Annotated in this window: 15 protein-coding genes, 1 tRNA gene and 1 pseudogene; 11 read left to right on the forward strand and 6 right to left on the reverse strand. The window is 61.5% G+C overall.

Annotated elements, in window-relative coordinates; translation table 11 throughout:
* Nucleotides 1–610 precede the first annotated feature (610 nt).
* The 5 genes from C7G42_RS34515 to C7G42_RS34535 all read left to right on the forward strand — a co-directional run bounded on the left by C7G42_RS34515 (nt 611) and on the right by C7G42_RS34535 (nt 5,370).
* A complete protein-coding gene (locus C7G42_RS34515; RefSeq protein ID WP_106953286.1) occupies nt 611–2,173 on the forward strand; it encodes a 2-isopropylmalate synthase in 1,563 nt (520 codons plus the stop codon).
* A 192-nt stretch (nt 2,174–2,365) separates the two neighbouring features.
* Nucleotides 2,366–3,370 (forward strand): TRAP transporter substrate-binding protein, encoded by a 1,005-nt coding sequence (locus C7G42_RS34520; RefSeq protein WP_106953287.1) that lies wholly within the window; start codon nt 2,366–2,368, stop codon nt 3,368–3,370.
* A gap of 208 nt (nt 3,371–3,578) precedes the next feature.
* Nucleotides 3,579–4,172 (forward strand): Spy/CpxP family protein refolding chaperone, encoded by a 594-nt coding sequence (locus tag C7G42_RS34525; RefSeq protein WP_199581299.1) that lies wholly within the window; start codon nt 3,579–3,581, stop codon nt 4,170–4,172.
* Nucleotides 4,173–4,328: 156 nt separating this feature from the next.
* A tRNA-Lys gene (locus C7G42_RS34530) sits at nt 4,329–4,404 on the forward strand.
* A 159-nt stretch (nt 4,405–4,563) separates the two neighbouring features.
* Nucleotides 4,564–5,370: a metallophosphoesterase gene (locus tag C7G42_RS34535; protein ID WP_106953288.1), complete on the forward strand. Its 807-nt coding sequence runs from the start codon at nt 4,564–4,566 to the stop codon at nt 5,368–5,370.
* Here the strand turns inward: C7G42_RS34535 and C7G42_RS34540 are convergent.
* Nucleotides 5,367–5,582 carry a hypothetical protein gene (locus C7G42_RS34540; RefSeq protein WP_106953289.1) on the reverse strand — a complete coding sequence of 72 codons (216 nt, stop codon included), beginning with the start codon at nt 5,580–5,582 and terminating at the stop codon, nt 5,367–5,369. The genes C7G42_RS34535 and C7G42_RS34540 overlap by 4 nt on opposite strands.
* Nucleotides 5,583–5,791: 209 nt before the next feature.
* Here C7G42_RS34540 and C7G42_RS36075 point away from each other — a divergent pair, with 209 nt between their 5' ends.
* Entirely contained in the window at nt 5,792–6,043 is a 252-nt protein-coding gene (locus C7G42_RS36075; protein WP_245428156.1) for a hypothetical protein, read from the forward strand.
* Between the two features lie 84 nt (nt 6,044–6,127).
* Here C7G42_RS36075 and C7G42_RS34950 read toward each other — a convergent pair whose 3' ends face one another.
* From C7G42_RS34950 to C7G42_RS34555, 3 genes are read right to left on the reverse strand one after another with little or no spacing between them, the layout of a single operon-like run.
* The gene (locus C7G42_RS34950; protein ID WP_147250324.1) at nt 6,128–6,307 is read right to left on the reverse strand and encodes a hypothetical protein; all 180 of its coding nucleotides are present in this window, start codon (nt 6,305–6,307) and stop codon (nt 6,128–6,130) included.
* On the reverse strand, nt 6,304–6,630 hold the full coding sequence (locus C7G42_RS34550; protein WP_106953290.1) for a hypothetical protein: 327 nt from the start codon (nt 6,628–6,630) through the stop codon (nt 6,304–6,306). The genes C7G42_RS34950 and C7G42_RS34550 overlap by 4 nt, the downstream gene beginning before the upstream one ends.
* A 3-nt stretch (nt 6,631–6,633) precedes the next feature.
* Nucleotides 6,634–7,044, reverse strand: coding sequence for a hypothetical protein (locus tag C7G42_RS34555; RefSeq protein WP_106953291.1), 411 nt, complete (start codon nt 7,042–7,044; stop codon nt 6,634–6,636).
* 415 nt (nt 7,045–7,459) lie between these two features.
* On the opposite strand from C7G42_RS34555, the pseudogene C7G42_RS34560 reads away from it, so the two are divergent.
* Nucleotides 7,460–8,180, forward strand: a pseudogene (locus C7G42_RS34560) (caspase family protein); the annotation flags it as partial.
* 341 nt (nt 8,181–8,521) lie between these two features.
* Here C7G42_RS34560 and C7G42_RS34565 read toward each other — a convergent pair.
* Together C7G42_RS34565 and C7G42_RS34570 are read right to left on the reverse strand one after the other, a co-directional pair.
* Nucleotides 8,522–8,794 carry a hypothetical protein gene (locus tag C7G42_RS34565; protein WP_147250326.1) on the reverse strand — a complete coding sequence of 91 codons (273 nt, stop codon included), beginning with the start codon at nt 8,792–8,794 and terminating at the stop codon, nt 8,522–8,524.
* 231 nt (nt 8,795–9,025) lie between these two features.
* Complete coding sequence (locus tag C7G42_RS34570) at nt 9,026–9,463, reverse strand: hypothetical protein (protein WP_106953293.1); 438 nt, start codon at nt 9,461–9,463, stop codon at nt 9,026–9,028.
* 579 nt (nt 9,464–10,042) lie between these two features.
* On the opposite strand from C7G42_RS34570, the gene C7G42_RS34580 reads away from it, so the two are divergent.
* From C7G42_RS34580 to C7G42_RS36380, 4 genes are all read left to right on the forward strand, one after another.
* Entirely contained in the window at nt 10,043–12,436 is a 2,394-nt protein-coding gene (locus tag C7G42_RS34580) for a hypothetical protein (RefSeq protein ID WP_106953294.1), read from the forward strand.
* Between the two features lie 68 nt (nt 12,437–12,504).
* Complete coding sequence (locus C7G42_RS35620) at nt 12,505–14,451, forward strand: right-handed parallel beta-helix repeat-containing protein (protein ID WP_199581300.1); 1,947 nt, start codon at nt 12,505–12,507, stop codon at nt 14,449–14,451.
* A complete protein-coding gene (locus C7G42_RS34590) occupies nt 14,448–15,041 on the forward strand; it encodes a hypothetical protein (RefSeq protein ID WP_106953295.1) in 594 nt (197 codons plus the stop codon). The genes C7G42_RS35620 and C7G42_RS34590 overlap by 4 nt, the downstream gene beginning before the upstream one ends.
* Nucleotides 15,042–15,697: 656 nt before the next feature.
* On the forward strand, nt 15,698–15,862 hold the full coding sequence (locus tag C7G42_RS36380) for a hypothetical protein (protein WP_502694252.1): 165 nt from the start codon (nt 15,698–15,700) through the stop codon (nt 15,860–15,862).
* The last annotated feature ends 244 nt before the right edge of the window (nt 15,863–16,106 follow it).

The following is a 16,106-nucleotide window of genomic DNA, read 5'->3' on the forward strand; positions in this document are numbered from 1 at the left end:
TCGGTGGATAGACTCTGGATTGCTTCGCTCCGCTCGCAATGACAAGCGAGGAGAGAGCCTACGTCAAACTCTCCTCTCGTGCCCCGGACGCAGCGCAGCACGCCCGGCGACACGAAGCATCGGCCGGTGTGATGCGCTGCAGAGCCGGGGCCCATCTCGCCGCGTCCCGTGCCGCCTTGGTCCCGGCTCTGCGCAGCAACGCTTCGCGTTGCGGCGCGTCCGGGACACGGAGAGAGGGGACCCTCAACCAGGTCAGGCCCCCTGACCATCTTTTGGCGTTGCAGTTGCGGCTATTTCTCGTCTAGAAACGGGCTACTGAGCCCTCTGGCAACCAACCGTCAACGGTTTTGGCCGAAGATTTGGGGCTCAAAAGGGTCTGGCAATGCTGATTCGTGGCCAAATCGATGGGATTTCGGGGGAGGTGGCTCTGGCCGCCGCCACGATCCCGGCCGCGCTGCTGCCCACCCTCCTGATTGGCGGGCTTCTTCTTACTTGCCCCTGAGGGCCGGCTGGGCGTCACGCGCCTGGGCGCTCAGGGGTTGGTCGAGATCACCGGACACCTCAAGCGCCCCAGGGACTGACGGCGCGAAAGCTCAAAAGGAATTTTGCAATGGCCCCCGCGAACAAGTCCGATAAGGACCGCGTCATCATTTTCGACACCACGCTGCGCGACGGCGAGCAGTGCCCCGGCGCCACCATGACCTTCGAGGAGAAGCTCGAGGTCGCCGAGATGCTGGACGACATGGGCGTCGACGTCATCGAAGCCGGCTTCCCGATCACCTCGGAAGGCGACTTCCAGGCGGTCAGCGAAATCGCCCGCCGCTCCAAGAATGCCGTGATCGCCGGTTTGTCCCGCGCCCATCCGGCCGATATCGACCGCTGCGCCGAAGCCGTTAAATTTGCCAAGCGCGGCCGCGTTCACACCGTGATCGCGACCTCGCCGCTGCATATGCGGGTGAAACTGAACAAGACCCCCGAGCAGGTGCTCGAGACTTCGGTTGCCATGGTCGCGCGCGCCCGCAACCAGATCGACGACGTCGAATGGTCGGCCGAGGACGGCACCCGCAGCGAGATGGACTATCTGTGCCGCATCGTGGAAGCCGTCATCAAGGCCGGCGCCACCACGGTGAACATCCCCGACACCGTCGGCTACACGGTGCCGGAGGAATACACCCACTTCATGAAGACGCTGATCGAGCGCGTGCCGAACTCGGACAAGGCGGTATTCTCCGTGCATTGCCATAACGACCTCGGCATGGCGGTCGCGAACTCGCTGGCCGGCATCATGGGCGGCGCGCGCCAGGTCGAGTGCACCGTCAACGGCATCGGCGAGCGCGCCGGCAACGCCGCGCTCGAAGAGATCGTGATGGCCATCAACGTCCGCAACGACAAATTTCCCTACTGGAACAAGATCGACACCACGCAACTGACCCGCGCCTCGAAGGTCGTGTCGGCTGCGACCTCGTTCCCCGTCCAGTACAACAAGGCCATTGTCGGCCGGAACGCGTTCGCGCACGAGAGCGGCATCCATCAGGACGGCGTGCTGAAGGACGCCTCGACCTACGAGATCATGCGGCCCGAAATGGTCGGCCTGAAGCAGTCCTCGCTGGTGCTCGGCAAGCATTCCGGCCGGCACGCCTTCGTGCACAAGCTGGAGGAGATGGGCTACAAGCTCGGCCCGAACCAGCTGGAAGACGCGTTCACGCGGATGAAGGCGCTGGCCGACCGCAAGAAGGACATCTACGACGAGGACATCGAGGCGCTGGTCGACGAGGAAATGGCGGCCTCGCACGATCGCATCAAGCTGACCTCGCTGACGGTGATCGCCGGCACCCATGGCCCGCAGCGCGCAACCATGAAGCTCGACGTCGACGGCCAGATCAAGATCGAGGAGGCCGAGGGCAACGGTCCGGTCGATGCGGTGTTCAACTGCATCAAGCGCCTGGTGCCGCACGAGGCCAAGCTCGAACTGTACCAGGTCCACGCCGTCACCCAGGGCACCGACGCGCAAGCCGAGGTCTCGGTGCGGCTGTCGCACGAGGGACGTGCGATGACGGCGCGCGCGGCGGATCCGGATACGCTGGTGGCCTCGGCCAAGGCCTATCTCGGCGCGCTCAACAAGATCGTCATGAAGCGCCAGCGCGACAACGTGACGACGGCGGCTGCGAGCTGACGTTCGCGCGGAGGCCCGTTGAATTCCTCTCTTCCGCAAGCAAGCGGGAGAGGGAGCGCACCGGCGTTCATCTTGAATAGCTGCCCTGCTAACGACCAATAGCGACTCCGCCGTCCAGCCGCTATTGATGCAGCCGGCATGAGGATCGGCCGCCCGCACGCCGGGCGGCCCAAAGAACATCAGGGAGAGATTATGCGCACCTTCGCGATCGCCGCATCCATCGCGGCATTGGCACTCGGGCTGGCCGGGCCGGCATCGGCTCAATCGCCAATCATCATCAAGTTCAGCCACGTCGTCGCCACCGAGACGCCGAAGGGCAAGGCGGCGGAGAAGTTCAAGGAACTCGCCGAGAAGTACACCGCCGGCAAGGTCAAGGTCGAGGTCTACCCGAACTCGACGCTGTACAAGGACAAGGAAGAGCTCGAGGCGCTGCAGCTCGGCAGCGTGCAGATGCTGGCGCCGTCCAACTCCAAATTCGGGCCGCTCGGCATCCGCGAGTTCGAGGTGTTCGACCTGCCCTACATCCTGCCCGACCTGAAGACGCTGCGGAAGGTGACGGATGGCCCGCTGGGCACCCGGCTGCTCAAGCTGCTGGATGCCAAGGGCATCACCGGCCTTGCCTATTGGGACAACGGCTTCAAGCAGATGAGCGCCAACAAGAAGCTGGTGACGCCTGCCGACTATCAGGGCGTCAAGTTCCGCATCCAGTCCTCACGCGTGCTGCAGGCCCAGTTCAAGGCGCTCAGCTCGCTGCCGCAGGTGATGGCGTTCTCCGAAGTCTACCAGGCGCTGCAGACCGGCGTGGTCGACGGCCAGGAGAACACCTGGTCGAACATCTATACCCAGAAGATGCACGAGGTGCAGAAGTACATCACCGAGACCAATCACGGCTACATCGGCTACGTCGTGATCGTGAACAAGAAGTTCTGGGATGACCTGCCGGCCGACATCCGCGACCAGCTCACCAAGGCGATGAAGGAAGCGACTGAGTTCGGCAACGCCCAGTCGCAGAAGGAGAACGACGACGCGCTCGCAGAGATCAAGAAGAGCGGCAAGAGCGAGATCATCAAGCTCACCGCGGAGCAAAGCGAAGCGATGCGCAAGGCGATGGAGCCGGTCTACAAGGATGCCGCAGGCCGCATCGGCCAGCCCTTGATCGACGAATTCCTTAAAGAGGCCAAGAGCACGACGAACTGAGCACGACGAACTGATCGGTTCGAACGATGAACGAAGGCTTCCGTGCGGTCTGCACGGAAGCCTTTTTGTTGCGAATGATTTCCGATCGCGGCTGGAGGTAAAATCGCGCGTTACATCTTCGTAAGGACGTGCTCCCTGTCCAGATTGTAAGTTGCGTGTCAGCCGCGTGGCGCGCATCTTGATGGCCATCCTTCCAGAGGAGGTCCGGATGAGGAAGTTCACTATCGCCGCCATCGCCGTGCTCAGCATCGCCGGCTCGGGCGCGGTCTATGCCCAGTATCATCGCCCGTGGATGGAGCATATGCGCCACCACATCCGCATCAACCCCGAGGACCGCGCCGCCCTCGTCGATGCGCGGATCGCCGCCGTCCATGCCGGCTTGAAGCTCAATGCCGACCAGGAGAAGCTGTGGCCGCCGGTCGAGGCTGCCGTGCGCGATTTCGAAAAGCTGCGCATCGACCGCGCCAATGCGCGGATGAATGCCGGCCCCGGCGATGCCGACAGGAATGCTGACAAGGACAGGCCGGAGGATCCGGTCGCCCGGTTGCGCCAGCGCGCCGAGGACATGGGCGCGACGTCGGCAGCCCTGAAGAAGATCGCCGATGCCGCCGACCCCCTCCACAAGACCCTCGACGAGGGCCAGAAGCGGCGCCTTGCCGTGCTGACCCGCCACCGCGGGCCGTTCGGAGGCGGCGAAGACGGCCCGCACCGCCACTTCATGGAGCGCGGCATGGAGCACTTCCATCGTGACCGCTTCGACCGCGACGGCGGCCCCGACCGGGACCGCGAGGGCCGGCTCTGAACGGGGCTGGTTTCCCGACGATTAACCCTGGAGAAGCCGCTGGAATCCAGCGGCTTTTCGCTTTCTGGGGACTTTGGAAAAACCTTCCTCGCATCGCTTGCCATACCCGGATCGCTTTGCTAAACGACCGACCTCGCAAGGCACTTACCGCCTTTCGGGCGCATAGCTCAGTTGGTAGAGCAGCTGACTCTTAATCAGCGGGTCCCAGGTTCGAGCCCTGGTGCGCCCACCAAGCATCCTCTTAAGATCATTGGTCTAAACAGCTTGGCGATCCTTCGCGGGCACTTGCCCCCGATGGCCGGGGGCAGATCCGGGCCCGATTGAAAATCCGCAGGGCAGGCAACCTTCGAGTCCTTGCCTCTTGCAGTCGCGGGCGCGATCGTCCCGGCCCATGAAACTCTTCATCGCATCCGATCTTCACATCGAGGCCTGGGACCACGGCTACACCGTTCCGGAGGGCATGGACTTCGACTTGGCGATCTTCGCCGGCGACGTGCACCACGCACATAGGGTGACGAGCTGGCTGACAAATCAGCGGGCGCTGTGGGGCAAGCCGATCCTGTTCGTCGCAGGCAACCACGAATACTATGGGTCCATCCTGGAGGACGCCGCAGCCGTCATCCGCGAGCGGACGCGCCCCACCAACGTGACGTTCCTCGACGCCGACGCGGTGCCAATCATCGACGGCGTGCGCTTCCTGGGCTGCACGCTTTGGACCGACTACAGATTCGACGCGGACAGCCAGGCGCACGGCCTGCGCGCCGGACAGTTCATCAACGACCACAAGTTCATCAGGACAACGCCCGGCGCGGAGTTTCCGGCGCCGTTCACTCCGAAGGAAGCCTACAAAAGGCATCTGATGGAGCGGCGCTGGCTGACCGATCGGCTCTCCGAGGAGCATGACGGACCGACCGTATGTATTAGCCACCATGGGATTCACCCCAGATCGCGGCATGAGGATTACGCCGACGACGGAGCTATCAACTCCAGCTTCATCAGCGATCTGTCGGCCATCATCGATGAGTACAAGCCCTCGCTATGGGCGCATGGGCATGTCCACAACAGCTTCCAGTATACCGTGGGCGAAACGTTGGTTGTATGCAATCCGCACGGGTATGCATGGCAGCCTAATGCAGGCTTCATCCCGGACCTCGTCGTCGAGATCCCGGACTGGGCCCCGCGTCCGCGCTTCCGCTAATCCTTGCGCTTCGGCAGCCGGCGCCCGCGCAAGAATCCACGGCTCGCCTTGGCGTAGACGTCGGCCAGCTCCTGCTCGAGCATCGCGTTCGCGACGATCAGCGCCTTCACCGTCGCGAGCATGTCGCCGCCGCACGCCTGCATCGCCTGCGCGGCCGCGACTTCCAGCTCGACGGCCTCGTCGATAGGTTGCTGCTCGACGGGGTCGGCCATGGCGAAGGATTCCTGATTGACGGAGAAACCATCTTGTTCTCTATTTGTTCTTCGGTCAATTGGAGTCTAGCGTATGGCCGCAAGAAGGTGTGCAGAGTGGCGTTTTCCCACGCCGAAACAGCAGCGCGTGGAGGAGACGGCGCGCCGCCTGGCAGAGACCCAGCGGCGCCGCCGTTTCCGTCGACGACGAGGAGGCCTGGTGGCACTCGGTGCTGTCGGATCCACGCGCGGAGACCAGGAGGCCGATCGGATCCCGGTCGCTCGCGGAGATCCGCGCCAGCGTGCTGCGCGTCGAATGCCTGAAGTGCTTTCGCGTCGTCGAGATCAGCCGCGAGAACGCGCTGAAGCTCTACGACGGCGGCTCGCTATGGAAGGATGTCGCGACGCGTCTGCTCGCCGACGGCTGTGCGCACCGGACCGGGCGTCATGAGGAGGACGGGTGCTGGCCGGATTTGCGGTAGCGCAATCTGCGAGGATCGCTGAAAAATTTTCGGAGGTCCGACGGAAGTTCGCGCCTTTTGGGAAGCTAAGCCGTCTTAGGTATCCTAGGGGGCCTGCCACTGGGCCTCGGTAAGGACCGCGACACGAGCGCCGCCGAGCGCTTCGGAGATAGCGCGCTCGATCTGCGCCAGCGTGTTCCGCATCATTCCTCGGCGTTGAACGACGATAACCAATTGACCGTTCACGACTTCTGAGTGAATCATTTTCACTGAATGCTGGTTCATTCGCTGTCGATCTCGTCGATGCCGATCTCGTCGCCGCGCTGCTCGCCGAGCATGTAGATCCTGTGCGCGGTCCTGACGAAGCGCTCCTTCCTGTCGAACCAGAACACGGCGGCGGTGCAGATGTCGTCGCCGTCCTGGTAATCCGGATGTTTGCGGGGCTCGCCGCGGACGACGAGCTTGTACTCTTTGCCGATGGGGCGGATCTCGGTCCACCACGCCTCGATCGTCGGAGCGCGAAGCTGCTCGAATGCGCTCGGCACCTCGCCGAGCGTGTAGGCCTCGATATCGCGGGCCAGGTCTTCCTTCCATCCTGTGTTTGACATCGCTTAGTGCCTCATCTGACAGGCGTCGCGGGCTTCCAAGGTCGCGAACACGATCTTCTGCAGCGCCCGCATCGACATGCCGCGCTTCTCCCAGGCCTTCGCTATGATCAGCAACTCGTCGGGCGCGAACGGAGCCACGCTGCCAGCCCATTCGTCGCCTTCCTCAAGCAACATGGCGTCGACGATCGACGCCGCCAACAAAGGCAAATCGATCAGTCGGGGCGCCGGCACCTTCACGACGCGGAATCGGTCGCGCAGGAAGTCCGGGAGCTCGGCCGCGCGCGCCTTCGTGAAGAAGATCCGCGTGCTCTTCAGCTTCGGCCTGACGATCCTCGAGGACAAGCAGTGCGCGCGGATCCGCCAGATCATGTCGGCCCCGCGTTTCCCGGCGGCGCCGAAGCGCAGCGAGCGCATCACGGCACCCCAGGCGATCGCTGTGCGTCGACGCGCTTGGGCAGGCGGTTGGGGTCCGCTGGCATTGGCTCAAGCGCTGCAATTCGACTGCATGCTCCGCCAGAAGGATGTCATCGGCGAATACCTGCCGGAGCACGTCAAGGAGGGCGGCGCCGGCGTCTTGGTTGGCGAGGAGAAGTGGGTCAAGGGCCTTCTCTGGTCAGAGATCGACGATGAGCCGAAAGACCGCGCCGCAATATTCTTGATTGCGCCGGCGATGCCTTCCGCGGTGCCCAGGCCCGAGTTGGCGCCCACCGCCCCGGCCAGGGGCGCGATTATGTTCGCCACTTGCTTCGGTATCGTGTCCCCGACAACAGCGCGCTCGGGAACGAAGTCGTCCGCTGCATTCACCGCGACGCCGGAGCCGATTCCGCCGGATGCGCGGCTCGCTGCCGAGAAGGCCAAGCAGGTTGAGGAAGCCAAAACCGCCGCCGCCGAACAGCGCCGCAAGGAGATTGAGGCCGCTGTTGCCAAGGCTCTGGCCGACAGGCAGGCATCAGAGAAGAGGGGCGGCTCCGATGCCGACCAGAAGATTGCGGCCCTCCCATCGCCTGCACCTTCACCGGAAACGGCGCAGACACCGCAAGAACTCGCCAAGGCCGTCCAATCGGAACTCCGCCGCGTCGGTTGTCTTGCCAGTACGGACAACGGTGAATGGAGCGCTAAGTCACAGCGCTCGCTGACCTTGTTCAACAAATATGCCGGAACGAAGCTCAACACTGCTCTTGCAAGCTCCGATGCGTTGGATGCGATCAAGGCCAAGTCAGGCCGCGTTTGCCCGCTGGTCTTTGACCATGGTTTTAGGGCCGATGGCGATGCCTGCACGAAGATCGCGTGTCGCGCTGGTTATCGTGTCAACGATGATAACGAATGCGAGAAGGTGCAGGACAAGAAGCCAGTCGCTGCGCGAGCTCAATCTGGAGCGCGAGACGCCGAACGGAAGAAAGACGAGGCGGCGTCCGCCAAGCAATCTTCTGGTCAAATGATCTGCAATCAGGCTGGGTGTCGGCCAGTCGGCAAGGGATGCCATGTCGGTTATGCCCGTACTGGTATTGACTGCTAGAGTTGGCGAAACGGCAATCGAAGTCTGCAATTGAGGCGGCGATCAGCATTCGGTCCCAGCGCCGCAGCGGCAGCCTCCCGTGACAGCACCTGCTCAGTCCCAACCAGCACCGCAGCCGACGCCGCGAACATTGCGTTGGGGGCGTGTTCTGCAAGATGTCCGCTCTTGGAGATGCTGCGGTCCTGACCAGTCAGTTCGGATCGTGGTCGAGTGTTGACCCCTTTGCGGAACAGCATCTCGCACTCAAGCGGCGTCCGCACTAGCGCGAAGCAGACCGTCTGCATCGGCACTCCCTACGAAGCGCTCATGGCCTTGTAGATCGTACTCCGTGAACAGTCCAAGCTGGCGGCTCCATGCTAACCAGCGGTTCCTAGCCTACCGCCTGGACGAACTTGGGTTCACTTTGGTATTCGATCTCAGAAAATCAAAGCCAGCTTGGCTCAAGCGCATTCGGACGATGGTGAGCGGAGCCTCCGTAACGGCAGTATGCGGCTCGTCCTCGATCAGGCCGTGCGTGATCAGCTTCCACAGTATGCGCGGCGAAACCAGGTCGCGTTCGCACTTCCACACCGTCCCATTCGGGCCATAGATGCGAAACACCTTCTGGTCATTCACCGCGACCATTGCGCGGTGGATCGCAGGCGTCACGGTCGGCTTATCTGGTCTGACCCGCACCATGGGCTACCGCAAAGGGTTTTGAGAAAAAGCCGCGAGCTTGGGGAGCCAGCGGCTTTGTTGGGGGTCTCATTCGTAGTTGAGCGCTACGAAGCCTCATTCGACCGCGCTACCGCCGACGTTCTTTGATCTAGATCACGATTGTTCCCGCCAATGCTGTGAACGAGGATCGTCAGAAGCCGCAAGCTCAAAGGAGGCCAACGGTTACGCCGTTCTCCCGCGCATCACACTAATCTTCCATGTGATCTTGAACTGATCTCCCGGCTGCTCATGCAGTTGAAATGCGCAGTGCAGGTTCGCTTGGCCGATCAGATCGCCGTAGATGCCGTCATCGAGCTTTGTTGTGAACACCCGCCAGAGCATGGCGATAGTCTGAATGTTGTTCCCTGTGCTGTCGGAGGACATCCCGTCGTCGTTGACGCTGGCAATGACGCCATCAGCGAAGCTGCCTAACTCCGCATCCGGCATCATGCTGTCCCGCATCTTCGGGAGCATGTGGAGAACACCATCCTTTTGCGAGGGTGTCCCGTGCCAGTTGAGAACCAGCTTGTCACCGATGGTGGCCGTGACGTTGCCAGTGTTCGTTGCGCCAGCCGTGAATGCCTCGCGCATTTCCTTCATCTTGCGGAACAGCCCGAACATTGAACCCTCCTCAGACACTCCGTTATTCCGCGCTCATGGCCTTGTAGATCGCGACGCGTGAACACCCAAGCTGCTTTCGCAATCGCGGTCGCGCCAAGCCCCTGCGAGCGCAGTGTCCTGATCTGGCTATGATCGAGGCTGACCGGCCTGCCTTTGTACACGCCCTTAGCCTTGGCCTTGGCGATGCCAGCCGCCTGTCGTTCCTTGATGAAGCCCAACTCCATCTCAGCGACCATGCCAAGCCAGTCATCACCATCCGGCCTAGCGGTCCCGCCGTGCTAACCTCAGGCTCAAGGATGCGCAGCGATGCGCTTTTCTGTTCTAGTTCATGGACTAGGTTGAGAACGTCACGGGTGGAGCGCCCAAGCTGGTAAGCGGATGGAGGGCCGCTCAACGAGACGCCAGGATAGCCTACCAGATCGCGCCCGAGAGGCAGTGAGGTAGCTGCCTAATGATCATGCGGGTTCAAAGTTTCGGTGCGCGTGGGACGCTATCTGCCACACAAATTGCAGCGGTCCTCAATCTTGACGCAATTTCAGCCACCCTAGGCTGCATTCGTGGCTTGGGGGAATCAACCGAATGTCCTTCCTTCGCGAGCTCCTAAAAAGATGTTTTCCTTGTTTCGTTCTCCAGCTTGCGCTTCTGTTTGCCAACCACGCTGACGCGCAACAACCTGTCTATCCTACTGCTTCGCCGAATGCAGCTGCTGCCGCTGCCGGTTTTGAGGATCGCGCCAAGGCGGTCATTGCATTCAACGCGTGTGGGCGCGAAGCCGACTATGCTGCCATCCGAGGCGAATTTGCCGCCGGCAAATTCGACCGCCAGGGCGAAGACATGGCCGCCATTCTGGTTGCAAAAGCGGCCTTCTTGCGCGCCAATCCGGGCGGTGGCGGCCCAAGCGGCCCACGCCTGAACGCCGCGTCGGCGCCCCCTTGTGCCGGGAAGGTCGATCGCGCGGCTGTTTCATCACTCACGAACTGTGTTCGGATCCTCGCTTCGCCCAACGTGCCGAATCCGCCTCCAACCGTCGATATTCTCGTGCCTGCCGATTGCCTCCAGCGGCAGATCAACGAGACGGTGCAGGCGATGCGGAAGACGACAGTGCTGGGATCGTCGGATCTGCCCTGTATCGAGAACCTTTCATTCAAGAGCGCGGGCGAGTTCGACGTCGATGTTCGGGTGCTGGTCCGCCTGCTCTACATCGCAGGTCCCGTCGGCCGTCAGGCCAGCATTCTCGCGCCCGAAACGATCGACCACATGTATTCGCAGCTCCTGGCGACGCGGGGGGCGCCGTCGGACGGCACTTATTCCATTTTCGGCAGTTGCGGCGAACCTGCCGGCGATCAACTCGGCAGCCCGGAAGACACCGCCGATCGTCACGCCTGGTACAACGAAGTCGCGGACGCAATTGGGGACGCCCTCGAGTGGCTGCGCACGCTGTTTTTCAAAACCGCCGTCTATACGCTTGTCGGTCCTCCCGCGCTCGCAGCGGCGCCTTTTCTCGTGGCGGCGGGAGTTGACCCGACCGATCTGGTCACACCGCTGCCTTTCGCCGATATCCGCATACCGGAGACCGAAAACCACCGGCTGATGATCGAGAGCTCCAAATTTCTGGTCAACGCTGACATCATCGGGCGGCTGGAAAGCAAAGGTTACGACCGCGTTGATGAAGTGCGCGCCGATCAGGCAAAGGTTAGAGAATGGCTGCTTCGCCGCCTGCAGGACATTGCAGCCAACGACTTCCGCGAATACAACGCACGGCCTTATACCCGCTACAGCCTCAACGCCGTGCTGAACCTTCATGACTTCGCTCGCGTGCACGGCGATGCTGCAATGCAGACCGCAGCAAGAATTGTGCTCGACCTTTCGGAAGCAAAATTCGCGTCGACCTCCAACAGGGGAAGGCGTGTTCCGCCATTCCGGCGCCGCAGCGAGTATGACGGGTACGCCGATAACTTTGCTCCCGGCGGGGACCCTGCGAATTTCTACGCCTGTGTCGAAGGCTGCGACCACGAAGTCTACCGCGCCATGCTGCTCTCTAACCAGGCGCAACTGATGCCGAATTCGCGCGTGCAGGATGGCGCAATGTCGTTGCTCATTTATGGCGCCACCAGTTCATATCGGCTTCCCGCCCCCGTGTTGTCGAATGCCGTCGACCGGCGGCCCTTCCAGCAGACGTTTCGTCATGCAGGCGTAGAGCGCGTCTTTCAGCGGCCGGCCTTTACGATCACGGCAGGCGGCGTACCGACCGACGCGACAGCCGCCGTTCTGGGGAAATCGGACAAGTCCGACCTGGGCGTCGCTGCGCCGACGACCATCATTCCCACGGTGGCAGGGCTCTTCCTCGGCGACACCTTCCGGTTTGATGGCGTGGGCATGCGTGACAAGCGGCTGGCCAACACCTGCGTTGCCGACGGCTTTGCTTGCGGCGAACAGCCTGTGCTCGCCAACGGTTTCCAGGCTTGCACCGAAGGGCTCGTCTCCGGCGATGATGAGTTGTGGTTCGTCTCATCGCCGAAATGCTTTCCGACCGATGTGAATAACCCGAACGATCTGAGGAAGGGCCTCGGCTTTTTCCTTGCCGCGCGCTTCGTCGCGTGCCCGGACACATTCTGTGAGCATGGCCGTCGTTGGGGCGTGATGGATATCGTCGAAACGCCGGAGCCGACGGGCGAGAAAGCCGCCGCATCGTTCGAGCGCTTCAAGCAGGAGCGCACGGCGGCTCTGCGCGCCATACAGCCCGACGCGAACGGCCATGCCAACTATAAGACCGCGGCCGGCCGGCAAATCGAGTTCTCGCTGAAGGAATCGGGTCCGACCATCATGTCTGTAGACGGCGCACCGGCCCCACCATGGACAACAGCTGGAGATGCCGTCGATGCCGATGGCCGGGGCCGCGCGACGTTGAAGGGTCCGGGGGGGCCGATTTCGATTGACTTCTCAGATTGGGCAAATCCGAGGAGGACACCTTGATGCCGGCGGGAAGGGCCGCGCGGTATGCGGTTTTGACAGCACTGGCGATAGCCGTTGCGACTCCAGCAATGGCCGATGCCAACGTGACCGCGTGCGCCAGTGACACCCAGGCCAATGCGGGGACCAATTTTTCGCAAGCGATGGCTTCGGGCGGGGTCATCCGCTTCAATTGCCCGGCGAATACCGTGATCAGGGTGACGAAACGCTACGATCTGACGGGAAGTACGCGCATCGAGGGCAGCGGCAGGATAACACTCGACGGAGGCGGCATGACGGGACCGTTCCTGACGGCCCGCAAGAACATCATTCTCGTAGGAATTGGGTTCAGGGGATTCGTGCGGCCGGGAGGCATTGCAAAGACGCTGCCGAGTGTATTGCTCGCATTCGATGATGCCGAACTCGAAGAAGTCACGGCCCAGGCGAGTAGCTCTCCATTCAGCCTGCTACACAAAGGGACAGTTACCAAATCGTCCTTTGTCGGCAATACCGGGGTGGCTCTCGATGTGCGCGGTGAGGCACGAATTACGCAGAGCCGGTTTATCGGTAACGAGTTCGGGCTCTTTATGGGCGAGGGGTCGGTTCGTAACTGCAATTTTCAGGGCAACAGCAACGGAGGGCTGCGAATTTCCGGCGCCGATGGGCCTGTTGAAGTGCTGCATTCGGGCTTTAACGGCAACCGCGGCGGGCCCGCGCTGGCAATGACTTCGCAGGCCCGGCGCGTGGGTCCAATCGTCATTACCGTGCGGTCCAACACCTTCATCGACAACACCGGTGGTGCCGTCCAGATATTTGACAACGTGGAGGAGGCTCGCCGCTTCAATCTTCTGCCTGCCACAATTAATGCGCTGCTGCGGCAGCCCCCTGCGCGTGCTGTTCTTTCCTACAACCGCTTCAACCGCAACACGAGTCAGCGTGGCGCCGCCATCACGGCGGAGCTTGCCCGGTCGGCCGGTCTGCTTTCCAGCGGCGATATCTTCACCGAAAATTCTGCGACGGCCGATGCCGGAGCCATTTTTGTCACCGGTGGCGCGTTGACCCTCACCCACGCGGTCATGCGCGGCAATCGAGCAGCTGGGCGCGGTGCGGCGATCCTGGCCGATCAGACAGGTACTGCCAGCGTTGCCAACAGCCTTGTGATCGGTAACACCGCGGCTGACGGAGCAATCGTGGGAAATGCGATCAATCTCGCTAATGTCACCATTGCGGATAACAGCGCAGCCGGTCTCACGCTGGATGCGCAGGGATCGCGGGTCGTCAACAGTATCTTTGCCCGAAACCAGCCGAGCAACTGCTCTCGCGTTGCGTTGGGCGTATTCCATGGCCGCAACTCGGTATCGGATGGCTCCTGTCCTGGCGTTGCACCGTCGGCGATCGCGATGGACGCATTTTTCGTTCCTGACCCCGGCAGCTCTGCCGCGCGGGCTGGCGATCCGACGGTGTGCCGGGGCACCGCGGTGGGCGGCGTCGATCTGACCTTCCAGGGGCGGCTCGATCCCTCAGGATGCACGCTGGGTGCTTTCGAACGCGCGCCTGCCGCCAAGCTGTCACGAAAGTTCGATGCTCGCCCCGAAGCGCACGCCGATGCTGGTGACGACTTCACCGAACGAGACGGTTATCGCCCGCCGCCAAATCCAACCCCAAGGCCGGAGCCAACGCCGAGCCCGATGTCGACACCAACGCCGGGAGCGAACGTCGATGCGACCATCGGAGAACTGCGAGGACTCGGAATCGATTTTAGTGTCACAGAGCGGGATTTGCGCGAGTGGCTCGCCAACAGCGAGTTCACACCATATCCCGCGATCGCGTCGGCGTTGTTGAACCTTTTGCGGCCGGGCGGGCTTCGCCAACCCGTTTACATTGACGTGATCGCGTGGAACTACGAGCACACGCAGGGAGTGCGGTCGCCGCGAAAGGTCGACGACGTGAACGTAGATGTACTGAAGGCAGCCATTGTCGAAGGCTACAACACCCGCCATGGAACGAACGCCAGGTCCTTTGGGGAGGTGGCTCGATGAAAAACCGACTTGCTGCTTTTGAATTTGCGGTTCTTTTCACGGTTCTGCCTCTGCACTATGCGGCTCGAGCTGCGCCGCTGGACACGCTCCTGGCCTCCATCGCCGCCGAGGAAGGCGCGCCAAGCGAACGGGTCCGGCTGTTCATGAAGCGAGGGCAAGTTACCGATGTCTATTACATCGATCGCATTCGACCTGGACGGTCACGGGTACTGAAGAATCCAAGGCAGGGCGGAATGGAAATGATCGTCATCGACGACAAGCAGTGGCTGCGTACGGGGACGGGGGCTTGGCAGGCCGGCTCTGTCCCGGCTGGCGCCAAAGCGCAAGCTCAGCCTTCGCTGTCATTGATGCTCAAGAACGGGCTTTCCAACGCATCCGAACGCGACGAAGGCGACGGCCGCCGCGTCATAGAGGGTGAAATTTCGTGGTCCGGATCCGCGTCCTGCAAGGGAAAGCTGCAAGCAATTGTCGAGCGGAGCGGGCGGCCCTTCTTCATGGCGTTTGTCGGAGAATGTGCGTCGAAGCCGACAGAATTCCGTCAGGCCTTTTCGTACGAAGGCGGTTTTTCGATTGAGCCGCCGAACCAATAGTGCCGCTGGCCGGCGTGCCGACGGTACAGGCCCGTCATCGGCATTTTTGCGCTGCATAATTCCGAAATTTCAGGATCGTCGAATATCTCTGCGGAGCAAGTTCGTTTCCAGGTGCTCTCGCTCCGCCACCCTCCGTTTCGAACGTCCTCTCCGGAGAATTCGAGGGCTCTTTTTGCCGCTGATATGGCTCGCCTTTTATCGGTAAACCGTACTCGGGCAGCAGGCTTGCACCCGGGCTATTCTCCCGCGCGCCTGGTTTCTCCAAATCTCTGTACTTCGTCGATAATGAACGGAGGTCAGAAAGCATTGCGATGCAGGTATTTACTTTCCCCACAAGCGGCCGATTTTCTCGATCCTCTCGCCCCGCAAGAGCGCAAAAAACGACTTGCCCGTACTGTGCTTCCTTCGACGATTACTGTTTCGCCCACTTGAGAAATTGGGGCGAATGCTGTGTTCAGAGCCTCTGATTGCGAGGCAAAAAGCTAATTCTGCGTCGAAGCCTCACTCCACAGCAGGGTTGCCCTTTGGTAATTTCGAAGTAGCTAACGAGGTCTCCTAAAGCTAACACTAATGAAGGTTCACGAGTCGGGTCTGGCATCACTATGAACCGCGCACGTCTTCTCGAAGACATCTCTCATTAGTTGACGCACCTGAGGATGTCGGTCGAGCACCTCAATGGTCTTAATCTCCAAGGCATTAACATTCATGCTGAGACGTTCTTTCGCGATTTCCTAAACTTGGCGCGTACCAGTTCAAAAATATCAACATCATCGAGAAGAACGCCCGGGCAATCGACTTGGGCGATGAAACCGGGCGGATAAGTCATTATCCCTTCATCACGGAGCGGACCTCGGCTTTTGTCCGTGATGAGAACGCCCCTTGCGCTCCCGCCTTCCTCAAACGGGAAAGGAGCGGGCTGTGACAATCATTCCTCGGCGTCGTTTCAAACAAGCAAAATCACTCAAAGAACGGCTTCTCGAAGAAGCTCACAAGCTCTTGGAGGAGGCCAGATTGCTGCCGCACGGACCAGTGCGCGACGCGGCATTATTAAGAGCGAAGCAAGCA

The organism is Bradyrhizobium sp. MOS003 (assembly GCF_003020125.1).
Classification (GTDB): Bacteria; Pseudomonadota; Alphaproteobacteria; order Rhizobiales; family Xanthobacteraceae; genus Bradyrhizobium.